The organism is Burkholderia sp. IMCC1007 (genome assembly GCF_027257875.1).
Classification (GTDB): Bacteria; Pseudomonadota; Gammaproteobacteria; order Burkholderiales; family Burkholderiaceae; genus Burkholderia.
This window is the reverse complement of the sequence record NZ_JAPVQY010000005.1, coordinates 144,833-159,658: the sequence shown is the minus strand read 5'-3', so window position 1 is coordinate 159,658 and position 14,826 is coordinate 144,833. Positions and strand designations below refer to the sequence as shown.

Below are 14,826 nucleotides of genomic sequence, written 5' to 3'. Positions count from 1 at the left end.
CGCGGCGGCTCGCCGGCCGCGTGACGTGCGTCACGCCGGCACCAGCTCGAAGCTGAGCCGCTTGCCGAGTGCGGTGGCCGCGCTCGCGAGCGTTGCGAGCGTGAGACTCGTATCGGTTTCGTCGAGCAGCCGGTTGAGCGCGGCGCGGCTGGTTTTCATTCGCGCGGCCATCGCCGTTTTCGTGATGTGCTGCGCCTTCATTTCCTGCGCGATCTGCCACGCGATCACGCGCTTGATCGCGGTGGCGGTGGCGGCTTCGAGATGGCCGTCCTCGTCGAGGAAGGTATCGAAATCGCTGCCGATGTGCGGATGGTTCGTGGTCGTCATGAGGTACTCCAATGCATCGCGTTGCCGGCTGACCGCGGCGACGGTACGCGCCGGCACAAGCCGTGAATTCAGATGGCGCGCGTCAGCGCTTTCAGCCGGGCGACGGTCACGTCGAGATCGTCGGACGGCGTCGCCTGCGACTGCTTGAAGAACGCGTGCAGCAGGACCATCGTGTCGCCGACGACCGTGAACAGCACGCGCGCGCTTCGTTGCGGCAACGTCACGCGGATCTCCCAGAGATTCCTCGCCATTTTCCGCACCAGCGGCATGCCGAGCGGCCAGCCCAGTTGAACGGTCTTGATCTCTTCGCCGATCACCCTTCGCTCGATGTGCCCGAGCCGCTTGAGCCAGTCACGCACCGGCTCGTTGCCACAGGCCGTGCGAAAGAAGCGCACGCCGAGCGTGACCTGAATCTGCTGTCTCGTCATCGTCTTGCCAGGAATCGTACCAAAAACGATACGATATGCCAAGCACGACGCAGCCCGCTACTGACCGAATGGCCAGCGAAACACCGTGGGCGGAATGCTGCCGGCTGACGCGTAACGCGCCGCCCTTGCGCCGGGCATCGCCGCGTCTCACCGCGCGCGGCGAGCCGGCTTGCGCGCACCGCGCGGCGCGCGAGGCGCGCGCCCATCGCCGAACCGCGCCCGCGCGATTTCACGCACGGCGTCGATCAGCGTCCGCGCGACCGGCGACGGCTGCGCATCGGTGCGCAGCACGAGGCCGACCGGTTCGTCGGTACCCGCGGCCGGCAGCGCGAGACGCGCGAGCGCGCCGGCCGACAGGTCGTACTCCGCCGCATAGAGCGGCACGAACCAGACCGCATCGTTCTCGAGCGCGAGCGCACGGGCGACCGACACCGACAGCACCTCGATGAACGAATCCAGCGGCGGCGCGCCGCATGCGCCGAGCAGTTGTTCGGCCGACTGCCGGATCAACGTACCGAACGGCGGCAGCACGACCGGATAGCGCGCGAGTTCGGCGGCCGGTGCGGCGCTGGCCAGCAGCGGATGCCCGGCGCGCACGACCGCGACGAGCGGCTCGTTGTACAACTGCTCGAACGCGAGCCCGATCATCCGCTCCGGTTCCGACAGGCGCCCGATCGCGCATTCGAGCGCGCCCGCCTTCAGGCGCTCCAGCAGCTCGGCATTCGCGGCCGTCGCGATCCGCACGACGACGCGCGGCCAGCGCGCGGCCAGTGCCTTCATCAGCGCGGGCGCGAGCGACGCGGCAACGGTCGGCAGCATGCCGATTTCCAGCGTTGCCGCGGCAGCCCCGCCCTCGCGCGACAGCAAGCCGACGCCCTGCCGCAGCGCCAGCACGCACGCGTTCGCATGCGGCATGAACAGTTGCGCTTCGCGGGTCGGCTGCGCGCCGTGCCGCCCGCGCTCGAACAGCTTCACGCCGAGAATCGATTCGAGCTCGGCAATCGTCTTCGACACGGCCGGCTGCGTGATCGACAGGCTTTCGGCCGCCTTCTGCACGCCGCCCAGCTGCGCGACCGCGAGAAAGCACTGCAGGTGCCGGAATTTGACGCGGCCGTCGGCGATACGGTTATTCATAACGAGCGGTTATGCGGAGGTCGATGGAATGCCATTTTGCATAACTTTCCGGAGAGTCCCAAGCATTCGGCGCTACGTCACGCGGGGCGCCGCAATGCGTGGAAGCCGGTCGGCTCCCACACCCGCTTCGCGATCAGCAACGCCGTCCCCGCTGCTGCCGGTAACGATGCAACGCGGGCACGCCCGGGGAGACTGAATAACAACAACGACATATCAAAAAAACAGCGACGGGCTGGCTGGAGGGCCGTGCACGGAGTCGTCACCGACGACGCGAAGCCCGATCGCTTTTTCCGCCGGACAGGCAACGTGTCCGGCGGATTTTCATTGGCGCGGCCGAGCATAACGAACGGTTATGCGATTCGCTAAAAAAGGTCATTTTGCATAACTTTCCGGATTGGTTAAAGTGGCGTCATCCACTTCGAGATACCTATCAGGAGACGCCCGATGGATTCCCCTAAGATCCTCACGCCGCGCGACTGGCCGTCGCATCCCGCGTATGTCCACCCCGAATACCGTTCGTCGGTGAAGCGCGGCCCGACGCGCCCGATGATCCCGCTGAAGGAAAAGCTGCGCGACCAGTACGCACCCGTCTACGGTGCCGAAGATCTGGGCGCGCTCGACCACGACCTGACGAAGAACGCCGTGAAGAACGGCGAGCCGCTCGGCGAGCGCATCGTCGTCACGGGCCGCGTGCTCGACGAAGGCGGCAAGCCGGTGCGCAACACGCTCGTCGAGGTATGGCAGGCGAATGCGGCCGGCCGCTACGTGCACAAGGTCGACCAGCACGACGCGCCGCTCGACCCGAACTTCCTCGGCGCAGGCCGCTGCCTGACCGACGACGAAGGCCGCTACCGCTTCCTGACGATCAAGCCCGGCGCGTATCCGTGGGGCAACCATCCGAACGCGTGGCGCCCGAATCACATTCACTTCTCGCTGTTCGGCGACTACTTCGGCTCGCGCCTCGTCACGCAGATGTACTTCCCCGGCGATCCGCTGCTCGCGTACGACCCGATCTTCCAGGGCACGCCCGAGGCCGCGCGCGATCGCCTGATCTCGCGCTTCTCGATGGACATCACCGAAGAAGGCTATGCGCTCGGCTACGAATTCGACATCGTGCTGCGCGGCCGCGACGCCACCCCGATGGAGCGCTGAACCATGACGACGCTGAAGCAAACCCCTTCGCAGACGGTCGGCCCGTACTTCGCATACGGCCTGTGTCCGGAACAATACGGTTACGACCTGAAGAGCCTGTTCACGCCGGCGATCGCCGCACCGCACGCCGAAGGTGAACACGTGCTGCTGATCGGCCAGGTGTTCGACGGCGACGGCAACATCGTCGGCGACGCCGTGCTGGAATTCACGCAGGTGGACAGCGCGGGCCGCTACCCGGCATCGCGCGACGACATCGCGAAGTCCGGCTTCACGGGCTTCGCGCGCGTCGGCACGGGCACCGATCCGCAGCAGCGCTTCGTCGTGCAGACGGTGAAGCCGGGCCGCATCGCCGCGGACGAAGCACCGCACATCAACGTGACCGTGATGATGCGCGGGATCCTGACGCATGCGTTCACCCGCGTGTATTTCGACGACGAAGCCGCGGCGAACGCGGCCGATCCGGTGCTGAACGAGGTGCCGGCCGAGCGCCGCGCGACGCTCGTCGCGAAGCGCGATGCGCAGCCGGGCCGCCCCGTCGTGTATCGCTTCGATATCCGCATGCAGGGTCCTGAAGAAACCGTGTTCTTCGACGTTTGACCCACTGAACGGCACGAACGGGCACGAAGCGGCATGAGCCGGCGCAGGCCGGCTGTGCCCGGAACCGCCACGTGGCGCGATACCGACCGGCATCGCATCACGCGGCGGTTTTTCGTTGTACGACGGCATCGTTCGATGCTGCTTTGCAGCATGCCGGGTCGCAGGCGCCGTTCGCGCATTTTTCTGACCGAGTGCCTTCAGGCGCGTCTGACCGAATCCGGCAGGCGCGTTTTGTTCGCGCGCGGAAAAACGCCGCCGCTGCCGCCACCGCCACCGCTCCGCCTACCGGCGAATCTCCAGATACCGGCTCGGCGTGTCGCCCAGGATGCGCCGGAACGCGGACGTAAACGCGCTCGCGCTCGCGTATCCGAGATCCAGCGCCACCCGCGTCACCGGCTGCCCGTCGCTCAGTCGCGCAATCGCCGCCAGCATGCAGACCTGCTGACGCCACGCGGCGAAACTCACGCCCGTCTGTGCACGAAACAGCCGCGTGAAGGTACGCCGACTCACGCCCGCATCGGTCGCTACCTTGTCGAGATCGGCCGCGATCGACGGCGACGCGAACAGGTGCCGGCAGATCTTCGCGAGGCGCGCGTCGGTCGGCAGCGGCGCGTGCAGCGACAGCCGCGGCATCGTCGCGATCTCCGCGAGCAGCAGCGCCATCAGCTTGCCCGCGCGACCGTCGACGTCGTACATCGCGGGCAGCTCAACCGCATCGTCGATCAGTTGCCGCAACAGCGGCGACACGCCGTACACGCCGCACTCGTCCGGCAGGCCCGCCGCGCGGGCCGCGTCGTCGGTCACGAAGGTGCTGAACAGCGTAACCGTGGCCGTCATCGCGGCTTCGTGTCGCACGCCGGCCGGCACCCAGCACGCGCGCTGCGGCGGCACCAGCCAGCGGCCGTGCGGCGTCGACACGCTGAGCGTGCCGCGCGATACGAACGCGAACTGTCCGCGCCCGTGCGCGTGCTCCGGAAACGTCGTACCGGCCGCGTAGTCGTTGGCGGTCACGACCACGCTACGCGGAATGTGTTCGAAGGGATCTAACAGCGTATTTCTCAAGGCCCGAATTCCATCATGAATATCCGATATCGAAGGCGGGTCACCTTCGACCGGTCTACGATCCGCTCCGCGCTTGCGCAGCCGGATGGCCGCGCGACCCGACGGCCGAATCGGCCGGATAGCGACTTCATCGGAGCGAAAACACGCGTTACCGCAACATGAACGACATCGCCGACAGGCTGTTCAGCGTGCGCACCACATGTTCGACCGAAGGCCCGTCGAAGCGCAACGTTACCGCATCGATCCGTTCGATCGTCGGCAGCACGCAGAACAGATCGGCGAGCGCGGCCGTCTGCACGCGCAGCGTGCATGCGGCCGGAGCGGGTCGATGCGGGCCGGCACGACGGCCGGCCGACAGCGCGTGCGCGACCGTTTCGCGTGCGGCGGTGGCGATCCGTACGCACGACGCGGCCGGCGTGAGCGTATCGCCGCTCGATGCGCCGCCGGCCGTCTTGACCGTCTCGAAACGTGCGTCGGGAAACAGCGGCTGCGTTTCCTCGGCGAACACGTCGTCACCCGACGCCAGCGCGACGTGCGCACCGTATTCGCGGGCCAGCGCGCCGTAAAGCCCGGCTTCGCCGAGCTCGACGCCGTTCAGCCACACCTGCGTGAACGCGAAATTGTTGATCGTATGCGCGAGCACGCCGCGCGTCTGCGATTTCGCGTGAAAGCCGATCATGAATACGAGGTCCGGCTGCTGTTCGAGGCCGGCCATCATCCCGAGCGGGCGCGGCTTGCCGAGCACGACGCGCGCGCGGGCATCGAGCCCGTCGGGCAGCAGGTTGCGGAAGCCGCCGTGCGAGTCGTTGACCCACACCGCCTGCGCGCCGCCCGCGAATGCGCCTTCGATCGCCGCGTTCGCCTCGGCGGTCATCCAGCGCCGTGCGCGTTCGTATTCCGGGTTGCCGGCACGCGTCTGCTCGGCGGCGAACACGCCGGCGACGCCTTCGATATCGGTCGAGATCAGGATCTTCATGACTGGGTCGAACGTCCTTCGTTGCTTTCGTTGCTTTCGTTGCTTTCGTTGCTTTCGTTGTTTTCGTTGTTTTCGTTGTTTTCGTTGTTTTCGTTGTTTTCGTCGAACAGGCGATCGAGATCGGGCACCGCGTCGCGCAACGCTTGCCGCACGTGGCCGTCGCGCCCGGCGACGGTCACGGCCTGCAGCAGCGCGTCGGCGATCGCGTGCTCGACGCTTTCGGCCGCGGCCATGAACAGCGGATCGAGCGCAGCATCGGCGACGAGGGCCGGCAGCGCGATCGTCGATGCATCGTGCGCGATCGTGTAGGCGGTCGAGAAGGCGAGCGCGATGTCGCCGCTGCCATGCCCATACACGGAACCCGTGCGGGCCAGCCCCGCCCCCGCGCGGCGTGCGAGCCGCGACAACTGCCGCGCATCGAGCGGCGCATCGGTCGCGAGCAACAGGATGATCGAGCCTTGCTCGGGCGGCGCAGCATGCGTGACCGCCGCTGCCCGTCGTTGCGCGACGATGCGCCCGACCGGCACGCCGCCGAGCGTGAGCATCGGCACCCGGCCGAAATTCGCGAGCACGAGCGCGCCGACCGTATACGGCCGGCCGGCCGCGACGGCCACGCGCGACGCCGAGCCGATCCCGCCCTTCAGGTCGAAACACGACATCCCGCGCCCGGCGCCCACCGCACCGCGTGCGAAGTCGCGCGCGGCGGTGCGGCACGCATCGTCGTAATGCGCGGCCGTCACCGCGAATGCCTGGATGTCGTTCAGATACCCGTCGTTGCACTCGAACACGAGCGGATTGACGGTCGACCAGTCGCGGCCGATCTGCGGATTCGCGGCGATGGCCGCGCGGACCTGTGCTTGCGCGATCGTGCCGACGCCGAACGTGTTGGTCAGCGCGATCGGCGTATCGAGCGTGCCGAGTTCGTCGACCTGCACGAGCCCGACGCTCTTGCCGAAGCCGTTGATCACGGCGGCGCCCGCCGGCACCTTGCTGCGATACACGTCGCCCGGATGCGGCTTCACGACGGTGACGCCGGTCTGTACGCCGCCGGCATCGAGCGTCGCATGGCCGACCGTCACGCCCGGCACGTCGGCGATCGTGCCGCGCGGCCCGGCTGGCAGCGTCGCCGTCCACATCGGTGCTGCCCGCATCAACGGCGCTCCAGCTTCGGGTCGAGCGCGTCGCGCAGCCCGTCGCCGAGCAGGTTGAACGCGAGCACGGTCAGGAAGATCGCGAGGCTCGGGAACACCGCGATGTGCGGCGCCGTCACCATGTCCGCGCGCGCCTCGTTGAGCATCGCGCCCCACTCCGGCGTCGGCGGCTGCGCGCCGAGCCCGAGGAACGACAGGCTCGCGGCGGTGATGATCGACGTGCCGATCCGCATCGTGAAGTAGACGACGACCGACGACACGGTGCCCGGCAGGATGTGCCGCACGATGATCGTCCAGTCGGACGCACCGATGCTGCGCGCGGCCTCGACGTAGGTCATGTGCTTGAGCATCAGCGTGTTGCCGCGCACGAGCCGCGCGAACGCCGGGATGCTGAAGATCGCGACCGCGCAGATCACGTTGACCATCCCGTTGCCGAGGATCGCGACCACGCCGATCGCGAGCAGGATGCCCGGGAACGCGAACAGCACGTCGGCCACGCGCATCGTGATGCGGTCCCACCAGCCTTCGTAATAGCCGGCGAGCAGCCCGAAGAACGTGCCGATCACCGCGCCGAGCGCGACCGAGAAGAAGCCGGCCGCGAGCGAGATCCGCGTGCCGGTGATGATCCGGCTGAAGATGTCGCGGCCGAGCGAATCGACGCCGAACCAGTGCACGGCCGACGGCCCCGCGTTCAGCGCGTCGTAGTCGAAATAATTCTCCGGATCGAACGGCACGATGTGCGGGCCGACGAACGCGAGCACGACGAGCGCGAGCACGAAGCCGCCCGCGACGAGCGCGACGGTCTGCTTGCGGAACTTGCGCCAGAATTCGCGCCACGGCGTGCGGATCGCGTTCGATGCGGCCGGCGCCGCGGGCTGGACAGTCGCGTTCATGCTGGCCTCACTTGAACCGGATGGTCGGGTTGATGACCGCGTACAGCACGTCGACGGTCAGGTTGATCAGGATGAATTCCAGCGAGAACAGCAGCACGATCGCCTGGATCACCGGGTAGTCGCGCATCGTCACCGCGTCGACCAGCAGGCGCCCGAGCCCCGGCCAGTTGAACACGGCCTCGACGACGATCGAGCCGCCGAGCAGGAAGCCGAACTGCAGGCCCATCATCGTGACGACCGGAATCATCGCGTTGCGCAGGCAGTGCTTGAGCACGACCATCGGCTCGTGCACGCCCTTCGCGCGCGCGGTGCGCACGAAGTCCTCGTTCAGCACCTCGACGAACGACGCGCGCGTGAAGCGCGCCATCACGGCCGCAACCGCGGCGCCGAGCGTCAGCGACGGCAGCACGTAGCTCTTCCACGTGCCGTCCGGCACGACCGGCAGCCAGCCGAGCTTCACCGAGAAGATCTCCATCAGCAGCATGCCGAGCGCAAATGCCGGAAACGAGATGCCCGACACCGCGAGCGTCATCCCGAGTCGGTCGGGCCAGCGATTGCGCCACACCGCCGACGCGATCCCGATCGCCATCCCGAACGCCGTCGCCCACACCATGCTGACGAGCGTGAGCAGCAGCGTCGGCATGAACCGCTCGCCGATCTCGGTCGACACCGGCCGCTTGCTGCGCGTCGACATGCCGAAATCGCCGTGCGCGATCTTCACGAAGAAGTCCGCGAACTGGTTCGGCATCGGCTTGTCGAGCCCGAGATCGGCACGCACGAGCGCGACCGTCGCGTCGTCGGCTTCGGGGCCGGCCGCGAGCCGCGCCGGATCGCCGGGCAGCAGATGCACGAACAGGAACACCAGCACCGCGACGATCGCGAGCGTGGGCAGCAGGCCGAACAGGCGTTTGACGAGAAAATTCAGCATGGGGCACCGATCGGGTCAACGCGCCGGCGGCTTGCGCCGCCGGCACCGCGTGGCGGGTGAACCGCCGTCATTTCACCGAGATCTCGTCGAAGTTGAACGAGCCGTCCGGCATCACGTACATGCCCTGCAGACGCTTGCTCCGTGCGTAGACGATCTTCTCCTGCACGAGAAAGATCCACGGCGCGTCGGCCCAGATCTGCTTCTGCGCATCGGCGTAGAGGCTGGCCTTCTTCGCGCGATCGGTCGTGGAGAGCGCCTGCGCGAGATCGTCGTCGACCAGACCGTTCTTGTAGTACGCCGTGTTGTACAGCTTCGGCGGCGCCGACTCCGAAGCAAGCAGCGGCGACAGCGCCCAGTTCGCCTCGCCGGTCGACGCGGACCAGCCGCTGTAGTACATCCGCACCGGCGCCTTCGCCGCATCCTGGGCGCTCTCAACGCGAGCGACCCGCTCGCCGGCCTCGAGCGCCTGTACCTGCACCTTCACGCCGACCTGCGCAAGCTGCTGCTGGACGAACTGGATCACCTTCTGCGCCGTCGTGTGATTGTAGGCAGACCACAGCGTTGATTCGAAACCGTTCGGATAGCCGGCCTCCTTCAGCAGCGCACGCGCCTTCGCCGGGTCGTACGGCCAGGGCCCGAGTTTCGTCGCGTATTCGACGCCCGTCGGCGCCACGCCCGTCTGCGGTGTCGCGTAACCGGCGAACACGACCTTCGCGAGCGCATCCTTGTTGACCGCGTAGTTCAGCGCTTCGCGCACCTTCGGGTTATCGAACGGCTTTTGCCGCGTGTTCAGCGAAATGTAGCGCTGGATGATCGACGGCGCCTCGATCAGGTCCACCTTCGGATTGCTCTTCAGGTCGGTCGCCTGCTCGAACGGAATCGTGAACGCGAAATCGGCCTCGCCGGTCTTGATCAGCGCGGCGCGCGTGTTGTTGTCGACCACCGGTTTCCAGTCGATCGCGTCGATCTTCGGATACCCCTTCTTCCAGTAGCCGGCGAATTTCTTCACCTTCATGTCGTCGGTCTGCTTCCATTCGACGAACTCGAACGGGCCGGTGCCGACCGGATGCAGCGACACGTCGCGCCCCCACTTCTTCAGCGCGGCCGGCGAAATCATCACCGCGGACGGGTGCGCGAGCGTGTTGATGAACGCCGAGAACGGCTCGCGCAACGTGAACCGCACGGTGTTCGGATCGACCACTTCGGTCTTTTCGATCACCCGGAACAGGCCGTACCGCTTCAGCTTGTTCGCCGGATCGGTCACGCGGTCGAAATTCGCCTTCACCGCGGCGGCATTGAAGTCGGTGCCGTCGTGGAATTTCACACCCTGGCGCAGTTTGACCGTGTACACCTTCGCGTCGGGCGACGCCGTATAGCTGGTCGCGAGCACGTTGACGAGCTTCATGTTCCGGTCGAAACCGAACAGGCCTTCGTAGAACGACTTGACGACAGCCTGCGACACCGTATCGTTCGCGTCGTACGGGTCCATCGTCGTAAACGTCGAGTACACGGCGACCACGACGTTCTGCTGCGCGAACGCGGGCACCGCGACCGACAACGCGAGCGCGCCGGCCCCCGCGGCGAACAGCGCGCGCGGACGGAACATCGGGAACGAATACGGCTTGTTCATCTTGTTGGGCTCCTGTGGATGATTCGGTAACGCGTGGTGGAAATCGCGGCGTGACTGCCCCCTTTCGGGAAAAAGACGCCGTTGCCTTGCTCGTGCGCAGCTTCGGTCCATATGCACGCTCCCGCGCGTTCGCGTGTTCAATACGCGCCGCCGACGCGATGCGTCGCGACGTAATGATCGGGACCGACCGCGACGAGCGGTGCGACGGTCGGCTCGTCGCCGACCGCGCGGATCGGGCTCGGAATCTCGTCGGCCGCGAGCTGGCGCGGCGCATGCCGGCGCGCGGGGTCGGCCACCGGCACCGCGCTCATCAGCTTCTTCGTGTACGGATGCTGCGGCGCCTCGAACACCGCGCGGCGCGGGCCGATCTCGACGATCTGGCCGAGATACATCACCGCGACGCGATGGCTGATGCGCTCGACCACCGCCATGTCGTGCGAGATGAACAGGTACGCGACGCCGAGTTCGCGCTGCAGGTCGAGCATCAGGTTGACGATCTGCGCCTGCACCGACACGTCGAGCGCCGACACCGACTCGTCGGCGATCACGACCTTCGGGTTCAGCGCGAGCGCACGCGCGATCGCGATCCGCTGGCGCTGGCCACCCGAGAATTCGTGCGGATAGCGGCGCGCGGCTTCCGGCGGCAGGCCGACCTTGTCGAGCAGCCAGTCGACGCGCGCCTGCGCTTCGCGGCCGCTCGCGACGCCGTGCACGAGCAGCGGCTCCATGATCGAGAAGCCGACGGTCAGGCGCGGGTTCAGCGACGCGAACGGATCCTGGAAGATGAACTGGATGTTGCGACGCAGCGCCTGCAGGTCCGAACCCTTCAGCGCGCTGATGTCGCGGCCGTCGAATTCGATCGAGCCGCTTTGCGATTCGACGAGGCGCAACAGCGAACGACCGGTGGTCGACTTGCCGCAGCCCGATTCGCCGACGAGCGCGAGCGTCTCGCCCGCGCGCAGCTCGAAGCTCACGCGCTCGACCGCATGCACGTATTGCGACACGCGGCCGAACACGCCGCTCTTCACCGGAAAGCGCGTGACGAGATCGCGCACGCGCAGGATCGGCGGGGCGGCATGATCGACGGGCGGTTGCGCAGCGCCGTTCGCGGCGGATGCCGTGGTCGGGGCCGCGGCCGCCGCGTTCGCGCCGTCCACCTTCAGCAGCGGGAATTTCTCGGGTGCGTCGGTGCCCAGCATCGAGCCGAGCCGCGGCACGGCCGCGAGCAGCGCCCGCGTGTAGCGATGCGCGGGCGTCGCGAAGATGCGGTCCGACTCGCCCTCCTCGACCTTCTCGCCGCGGTACATCACGAGCACGCGGTCGGCCACTTCGGCGACCACGCCCATGTCGTGCGTGATGAAGATCACGCCCATGTTCATTTCGTCCTGCAGCCCGCGGATCAGCTGCAGGATCTGCGCCTGGATCGTCACGTCGAGCGCGGTCGTCGGCTCGTCGGCGATCAGCAGCGCGGGCCGGCACGACAGCGCCATCGCGATCATCACGCGCTGGCGCATCCCGCCGGACAGCTGGTGCGGATAGCGTGCAAACACGCGGCGCGCTTCCGGGATGCGCACGAGATCGAGCAGCCGCAGCGCTTCCGCGCGAGCTTCGGCCGCGCGCTTCGACTGGTGCAGCGCGATCGCCTCGCTGATCTGGTCGCCGACCGTAAACACCGGGTTCAGCGACGTCATCGGCTCCTGGAAGATCATCGCGATGTCCGCGCCGCGGATGCCGCGCATCGCCGCCGCGCTCGCCTGCGCGAGGTCGACGAGCGTGCCGCCGCGGCGGCGCAACGCGATCCGGCCGCTGGTGATCTCGCCGCCGCCGTGCTCGACGAGCCGCATCAGCGCGAGCGACGTGACCGACTTGCCCGAGCCCGATTCGCCGACGATCGCGAGCGTCTCGCCGCGATCGACGTGAAACGACACGTTGCGCACCGCGTCGAACGTCGCGTTTTCGCGGCGGAACATCACCGACAGGTCGTCGACGGCAACCACGCGCTGCTCGGGCAGCACCAGCGCGGACGGGTTTCGGCTCGAACTCATGCGAAGCTCTCCTCGTGCGATCCGCGATCAGGCCGCATCGTCGCGGTAGATGCCGACCACCGGCGTCTCGCCGACGCGCGCGTAGCCGCGATACATCCCTTCCGTGTTGAACGGCATCGCGACGTTGCCGTGCGCATCGACCGCGATGATTCCGCCGCGGCCGGCGAGCCGCGGCAGCTTGTTCATCACGACGTCGTGCGTGGCGTCGGCGAGCGACGCGCCGCGATACGCGATCTGCGCGGCCACGTCGTGCGCGGTCGCGAGCCGGATGAACATCTCGCCGGTGCCGGTCGCGGATACCGCGCAGGTCGCGTCGTCCGCGTAGCAGCCCGCGCCGATGATCGGCGAATCGCCGACGCGCCCCGGCTGCTTGTTCGTGATGCCGCCCGTCGACGTGGCCGCCGCGATATGGCCGTGCACGTCGCACGCGACCGCGCCGACCGTGCCGTGCTTGCGGTCCGGATCGAGCGGCTCGGCGGGTTGTGCGGCAGCGCGGAATGCGAAGCTGGCCGCATCGTGGTCGAGCATCATGCCGGCCGCCGTGCGCGCCTTCAACCACTGCGCGTGCCGCGCTTCGGTGTCGAAGTAGCCGGGCTCGACGAGTTCGAGCCCTTGCGCGGCCGCGAACGCGTCGGCGCCCGCACCGGCGAACAGCACGTGCTCGCTCGCTTCCATCACGCGTCGTGCGGCGAGCACCGGGTTGCGCACGCGCGTCGCGCAGCAGATCGCGCCTGCGGCGAGCGTCGCGCCGTCCATCACCGCGGCGTCGAGTTCGTGCTTGCCTTCGGCCGTATAGACGGCGCCGCGCCCGGCGTTGAACAGCGGGCAGTCCTCGAGCATCCGCACCGCGACGGTGACGGCGTCGAGCGCGCTGCCGCCGTCGGCGAGCACCTGCTGCGCGGCCTGCAGGATCGCGGTCAGCTCGGCACGGTACTGGCGTTCGGTGTCGCTATCCATTGCATCGCGCAGGATCGTGCCTGCGCCGCCGTGAATCGCGACGATCGCGGGTGAAGTCATGATTGTTTCGGGCCGGAGGAAGAAGGGTTGGCGGCCGGCTGCACCGCTTGAGGCTGAATCAGCCAGGGCAACAGGAATTCGGTCATTTCGGCGGCCGACTTCGCGGAACGGTGCGTGCGCAGCGCGACCGCGTCGATCAGCGCCTCGATCATCGTCAGCACGGCCGCTTCCGACGTGGCCGCGAAACGCCGCTCGGCGTTCACGTACAGGTTCAGCGACGCGATCGGCGCGAGCGGCGATTGCGGGCCGTCGGTGATGCCGAGCACGCGCGCGCCGCGCGCCGCCGCTCGACGGGCCAGTTCGATCGTGTCCTTCACGTAGCGCGGAAATGCAAGCGCGATCACGAGATCGCGCGAGTCGGCCGTATACAGGCGCCGCGCCGCATGCGACGGGCCGCCCAGCAGCGCGAGCGATTGCACGTTGTCGTGGCACACCGACAGCCCGTGCTCCATCAGCCCGGCGAGAAACGCGCTCGAACCGGCGCCGAGAATCAGCACGCGCCGCGCGCCGACGATCGCCTCGACGGCCGCTTCGACATCGCTCGCATCCAGCTGCGCGCGCGTGTGCTCGATGTTCGCGACGGCCTGGTCGAACACCGCGTCGATCCACGCGGCGCCGCGCACGCTCGCCTCCTGCTCCTGCGCGGAACGCAGCCGCTCGACCGGGCCGAGCGTCGCCTCGAAGCCGCGCACGAGCGCCGCGCGCATCGCCGGATAGCCGTCGAAGCCGAGCGCTTTCGCGAAGCGGTTCGCGGTCGCGATCGATGCATTCACCGCTTGCGCGAGTTCGTCGATGCGCATCGTCGCCGCGCGAAACGGGTTCGCGAGCACGAACTCGCCCATGCGACGGTGGATCGGCGTCATCAACGGCATCGCCGATGCGATGCGCTCGGCGATCGCGGGTTCATCCTGACTGGCATCGGGCGGAACGAGAGGCGTCATGCGAATGGTTGTTGCAAGGTTGGTGAAAATCAATTTACACAATCCACTGGCCGAAAAAAAATAAACTTTCATCAGGGTTGTCACGCCCCCTGATGCGCCCGCTTCCCGTCGATCGGTCGCTCCAACCTCGCCCGCGCCCGCCACACGGGCGTTCCGCACGCATCGCCCAGCCACGGTTCCGCACGCCGCTTCACGTATTGATCGGGAATACCCCGCTCCGGTTGGTTCGAACTCGGAGCGCATCGCGTACCTGCCGTGGGGCACATGCGGGCTGTGTCGCGCAAGCGCGCAGCGGTTCGCGACGGTGGCGTGAGCGGGACGCTTGCCTGCGCCGCTCGAACGCCCGCGATACTGTTGCGCGAAGGCCGCGCGTGCGGTCGACGAATGAATGTCGCCGGACGACCGTTCGGCGCACGTGTCGACACGCGTGGCTTCATCGTCGCGCCGTGCGTCGGAGGGGGCATCGTACCGGTCTGCGTTGTCACGCTGCTCGCGTTGGCGCCGCACTTGTGCTGATCGCCATCGCGGCCGCCGGGCTTGCCGCG

At 67.8% G+C, this 14,826-nt stretch carries 13 protein-coding genes and 1 pseudogene; 2 read left to right on the top strand and 12 right to left on the bottom strand.

What is annotated here, in order from left to right; all coding sequences use genetic code 11:
- Positions 1–30 precede the first annotated feature (30 nt).
- The 3 genes from O1Q03_RS07555 to pcaQ all read right to left on the bottom strand — a co-directional run bounded on the left by O1Q03_RS07555 (position 31) and on the right by pcaQ (position 1,889).
- Positions 31–327: an XRE family transcriptional regulator gene (locus O1Q03_RS07555; protein WP_098552973.1), complete on the bottom strand. Its 297-nt coding sequence runs from the start codon at positions 325–327 to the stop codon at positions 31–33.
- Between the two features lie 68 nt (positions 328–395).
- Positions 396–755: a type II toxin-antitoxin system RelE/ParE family toxin gene (locus O1Q03_RS07550; protein WP_269502530.1), complete on the bottom strand. Its 360-nt coding sequence runs from the start codon at positions 753–755 to the stop codon at positions 396–398.
- Positions 756–902: 147 nt separating this feature from the next.
- Positions 903–1,889 (bottom strand): pca operon transcription factor PcaQ, encoded by a 987-nt coding sequence (gene pcaQ / locus O1Q03_RS07545; RefSeq protein WP_269502529.1) that lies wholly within the window; start codon positions 1,887–1,889, stop codon positions 903–905.
- A 444-nt stretch (positions 1,890–2,333) separates the two neighbouring features.
- Between pcaQ and pcaH the strand changes: the two genes are divergently transcribed.
- Entirely contained in the window at positions 2,334–3,041 is a 708-nt protein-coding gene (pcaH, locus tag O1Q03_RS07540) for a protocatechuate 3,4-dioxygenase subunit beta (RefSeq protein WP_269502528.1), read from the top strand.
- A 3-nt stretch (positions 3,042–3,044) separates the two neighbouring features.
- Entirely contained in the window at positions 3,045–3,638 is a 594-nt protein-coding gene (gene pcaG, locus O1Q03_RS07535; RefSeq protein WP_269502527.1) for a protocatechuate 3,4-dioxygenase subunit alpha, read from the top strand.
- 282 nt (positions 3,639–3,920) lie between these two features.
- On the opposite strand, the gene O1Q03_RS07530 is transcribed toward pcaG, so the two are convergent.
- From O1Q03_RS07530 to O1Q03_RS07490, 9 genes and pseudogenes are all read right to left on the bottom strand, one after another.
- Positions 3,921–4,700, bottom strand: coding sequence for an AraC family transcriptional regulator (locus tag O1Q03_RS07530; RefSeq protein ID WP_269502526.1), 780 nt, complete (start codon positions 4,698–4,700; stop codon positions 3,921–3,923).
- A gap of 148 nt (positions 4,701–4,848) precedes the next feature.
- Positions 4,849–5,676: a M55 family metallopeptidase gene (locus O1Q03_RS07525; RefSeq protein WP_269502525.1), complete on the bottom strand. Its 828-nt coding sequence runs from the start codon at positions 5,674–5,676 to the stop codon at positions 4,849–4,851.
- 89 nt (positions 5,677–5,765) lie between these two features.
- Positions 5,766–6,827: pseudogene (locus O1Q03_RS07520) on the bottom strand (DmpA family aminopeptidase); the annotation flags it as partial.
- Complete coding sequence (gene gsiD, locus O1Q03_RS07515) at positions 6,827–7,720, bottom strand: glutathione ABC transporter permease GsiD (RefSeq protein ID WP_269502524.1); 894 nt, start codon at positions 7,718–7,720, stop codon at positions 6,827–6,829. The pseudogene O1Q03_RS07520 and the gene gsiD, both read right to left, overlap by 1 nt.
- Positions 7,721–7,727: 7 nt before the next feature.
- The gene (gene gsiC, locus O1Q03_RS07510; protein WP_269502523.1) at positions 7,728–8,648 is read right to left on the bottom strand and encodes a glutathione ABC transporter permease GsiC; all 921 of its coding nucleotides are present in this window, start codon (positions 8,646–8,648) and stop codon (positions 7,728–7,730) included.
- Positions 8,649–8,715: 67 nt separating this feature from the next.
- The gene (gene gsiB / locus O1Q03_RS07505) at positions 8,716–10,278 is read right to left on the bottom strand and encodes a glutathione ABC transporter substrate-binding protein GsiB (protein ID WP_269502521.1); all 1,563 of its coding nucleotides are present in this window, start codon (positions 10,276–10,278) and stop codon (positions 8,716–8,718) included.
- 137 nt (positions 10,279–10,415) lie between these two features.
- Positions 10,416–12,323 (bottom strand): dipeptide ABC transporter ATP-binding protein, encoded by a 1,908-nt coding sequence (locus tag O1Q03_RS07500; RefSeq protein ID WP_269502519.1) that lies wholly within the window; start codon positions 12,321–12,323, stop codon positions 10,416–10,418.
- Between the two features lie 27 nt (positions 12,324–12,350).
- The gene (locus O1Q03_RS07495; protein WP_269502518.1) at positions 12,351–13,340 is read right to left on the bottom strand and encodes an isoaspartyl peptidase/L-asparaginase family protein; all 990 of its coding nucleotides are present in this window, start codon (positions 13,338–13,340) and stop codon (positions 12,351–12,353) included.
- Positions 13,337–14,281, bottom strand: a complete 945-nt coding sequence (locus O1Q03_RS07490) for a MurR/RpiR family transcriptional regulator (protein ID WP_269502517.1) — start codon at positions 14,279–14,281, stop codon at positions 13,337–13,339. Before O1Q03_RS07490 ends, O1Q03_RS07495 begins: the two co-directional genes overlap by 4 nt.
- Between the last annotated feature and the right edge of the window lie 545 nt (positions 14,282–14,826).

Excerpts from the sequence above, each read along its gene's own strand:
- pcaQ (WP_269502529.1), bottom strand. The coding sequence starts at position 1,889 with ATGAATAACCGTATCGCCGACGGCCGCGTCAAATTCCGGCACCTGCAG.
- pcaH (WP_269502528.1), top strand. The coding sequence starts at position 2,334 with ATGGATTCCCCTAAGATCCTCACGCCGCGCGACTGGCCGTCGCATCCC.
- gsiB (WP_269502521.1), bottom strand. The coding sequence starts at position 10,278 with ATGAACAAGCCGTATTCGTTCCCGATGTTCCGTCCGCGCGCGCTGTTC.
- gsiC (WP_269502523.1), bottom strand. The coding sequence starts at position 8,648 with ATGCTGAATTTTCTCGTCAAACGCCTGTTCGGCCTGCTGCCCACGCTC.
- O1Q03_RS07555 (WP_098552973.1), bottom strand. The coding sequence starts at position 327 with ATGACGACCACGAACCATCCGCACATCGGCAGCGATTTCGATACCTTC.
- O1Q03_RS07550 (WP_269502530.1), bottom strand. The coding sequence starts at position 755 with ATGACGAGACAGCAGATTCAGGTCACGCTCGGCGTGCGCTTCTTTCGC.
- O1Q03_RS07490 (WP_269502517.1), bottom strand. The coding sequence starts at position 14,281 with ATGACGCCTCTCGTTCCGCCCGATGCCAGTCAGGATGAACCCGCGATC.
- pcaG (WP_269502527.1), top strand. The coding sequence starts at position 3,045 with ATGACGACGCTGAAGCAAACCCCTTCGCAGACGGTCGGCCCGTACTTC.
- O1Q03_RS07525 (WP_269502525.1), bottom strand. The coding sequence starts at position 5,676 with ATGAAGATCCTGATCTCGACCGATATCGAAGGCGTCGCCGGCGTGTTC.
- gsiD (WP_269502524.1), bottom strand. The coding sequence starts at position 7,720 with ATGAACGCGACTGTCCAGCCCGCGGCGCCGGCCGCATCGAACGCGATC.
- O1Q03_RS07500 (WP_269502519.1), bottom strand. The coding sequence starts at position 12,323 with ATGAGTTCGAGCCGAAACCCGTCCGCGCTGGTGCTGCCCGAGCAGCGC.
- O1Q03_RS07495 (WP_269502518.1), bottom strand. The coding sequence starts at position 13,340 with ATGACTTCACCCGCGATCGTCGCGATTCACGGCGGCGCAGGCACGATC.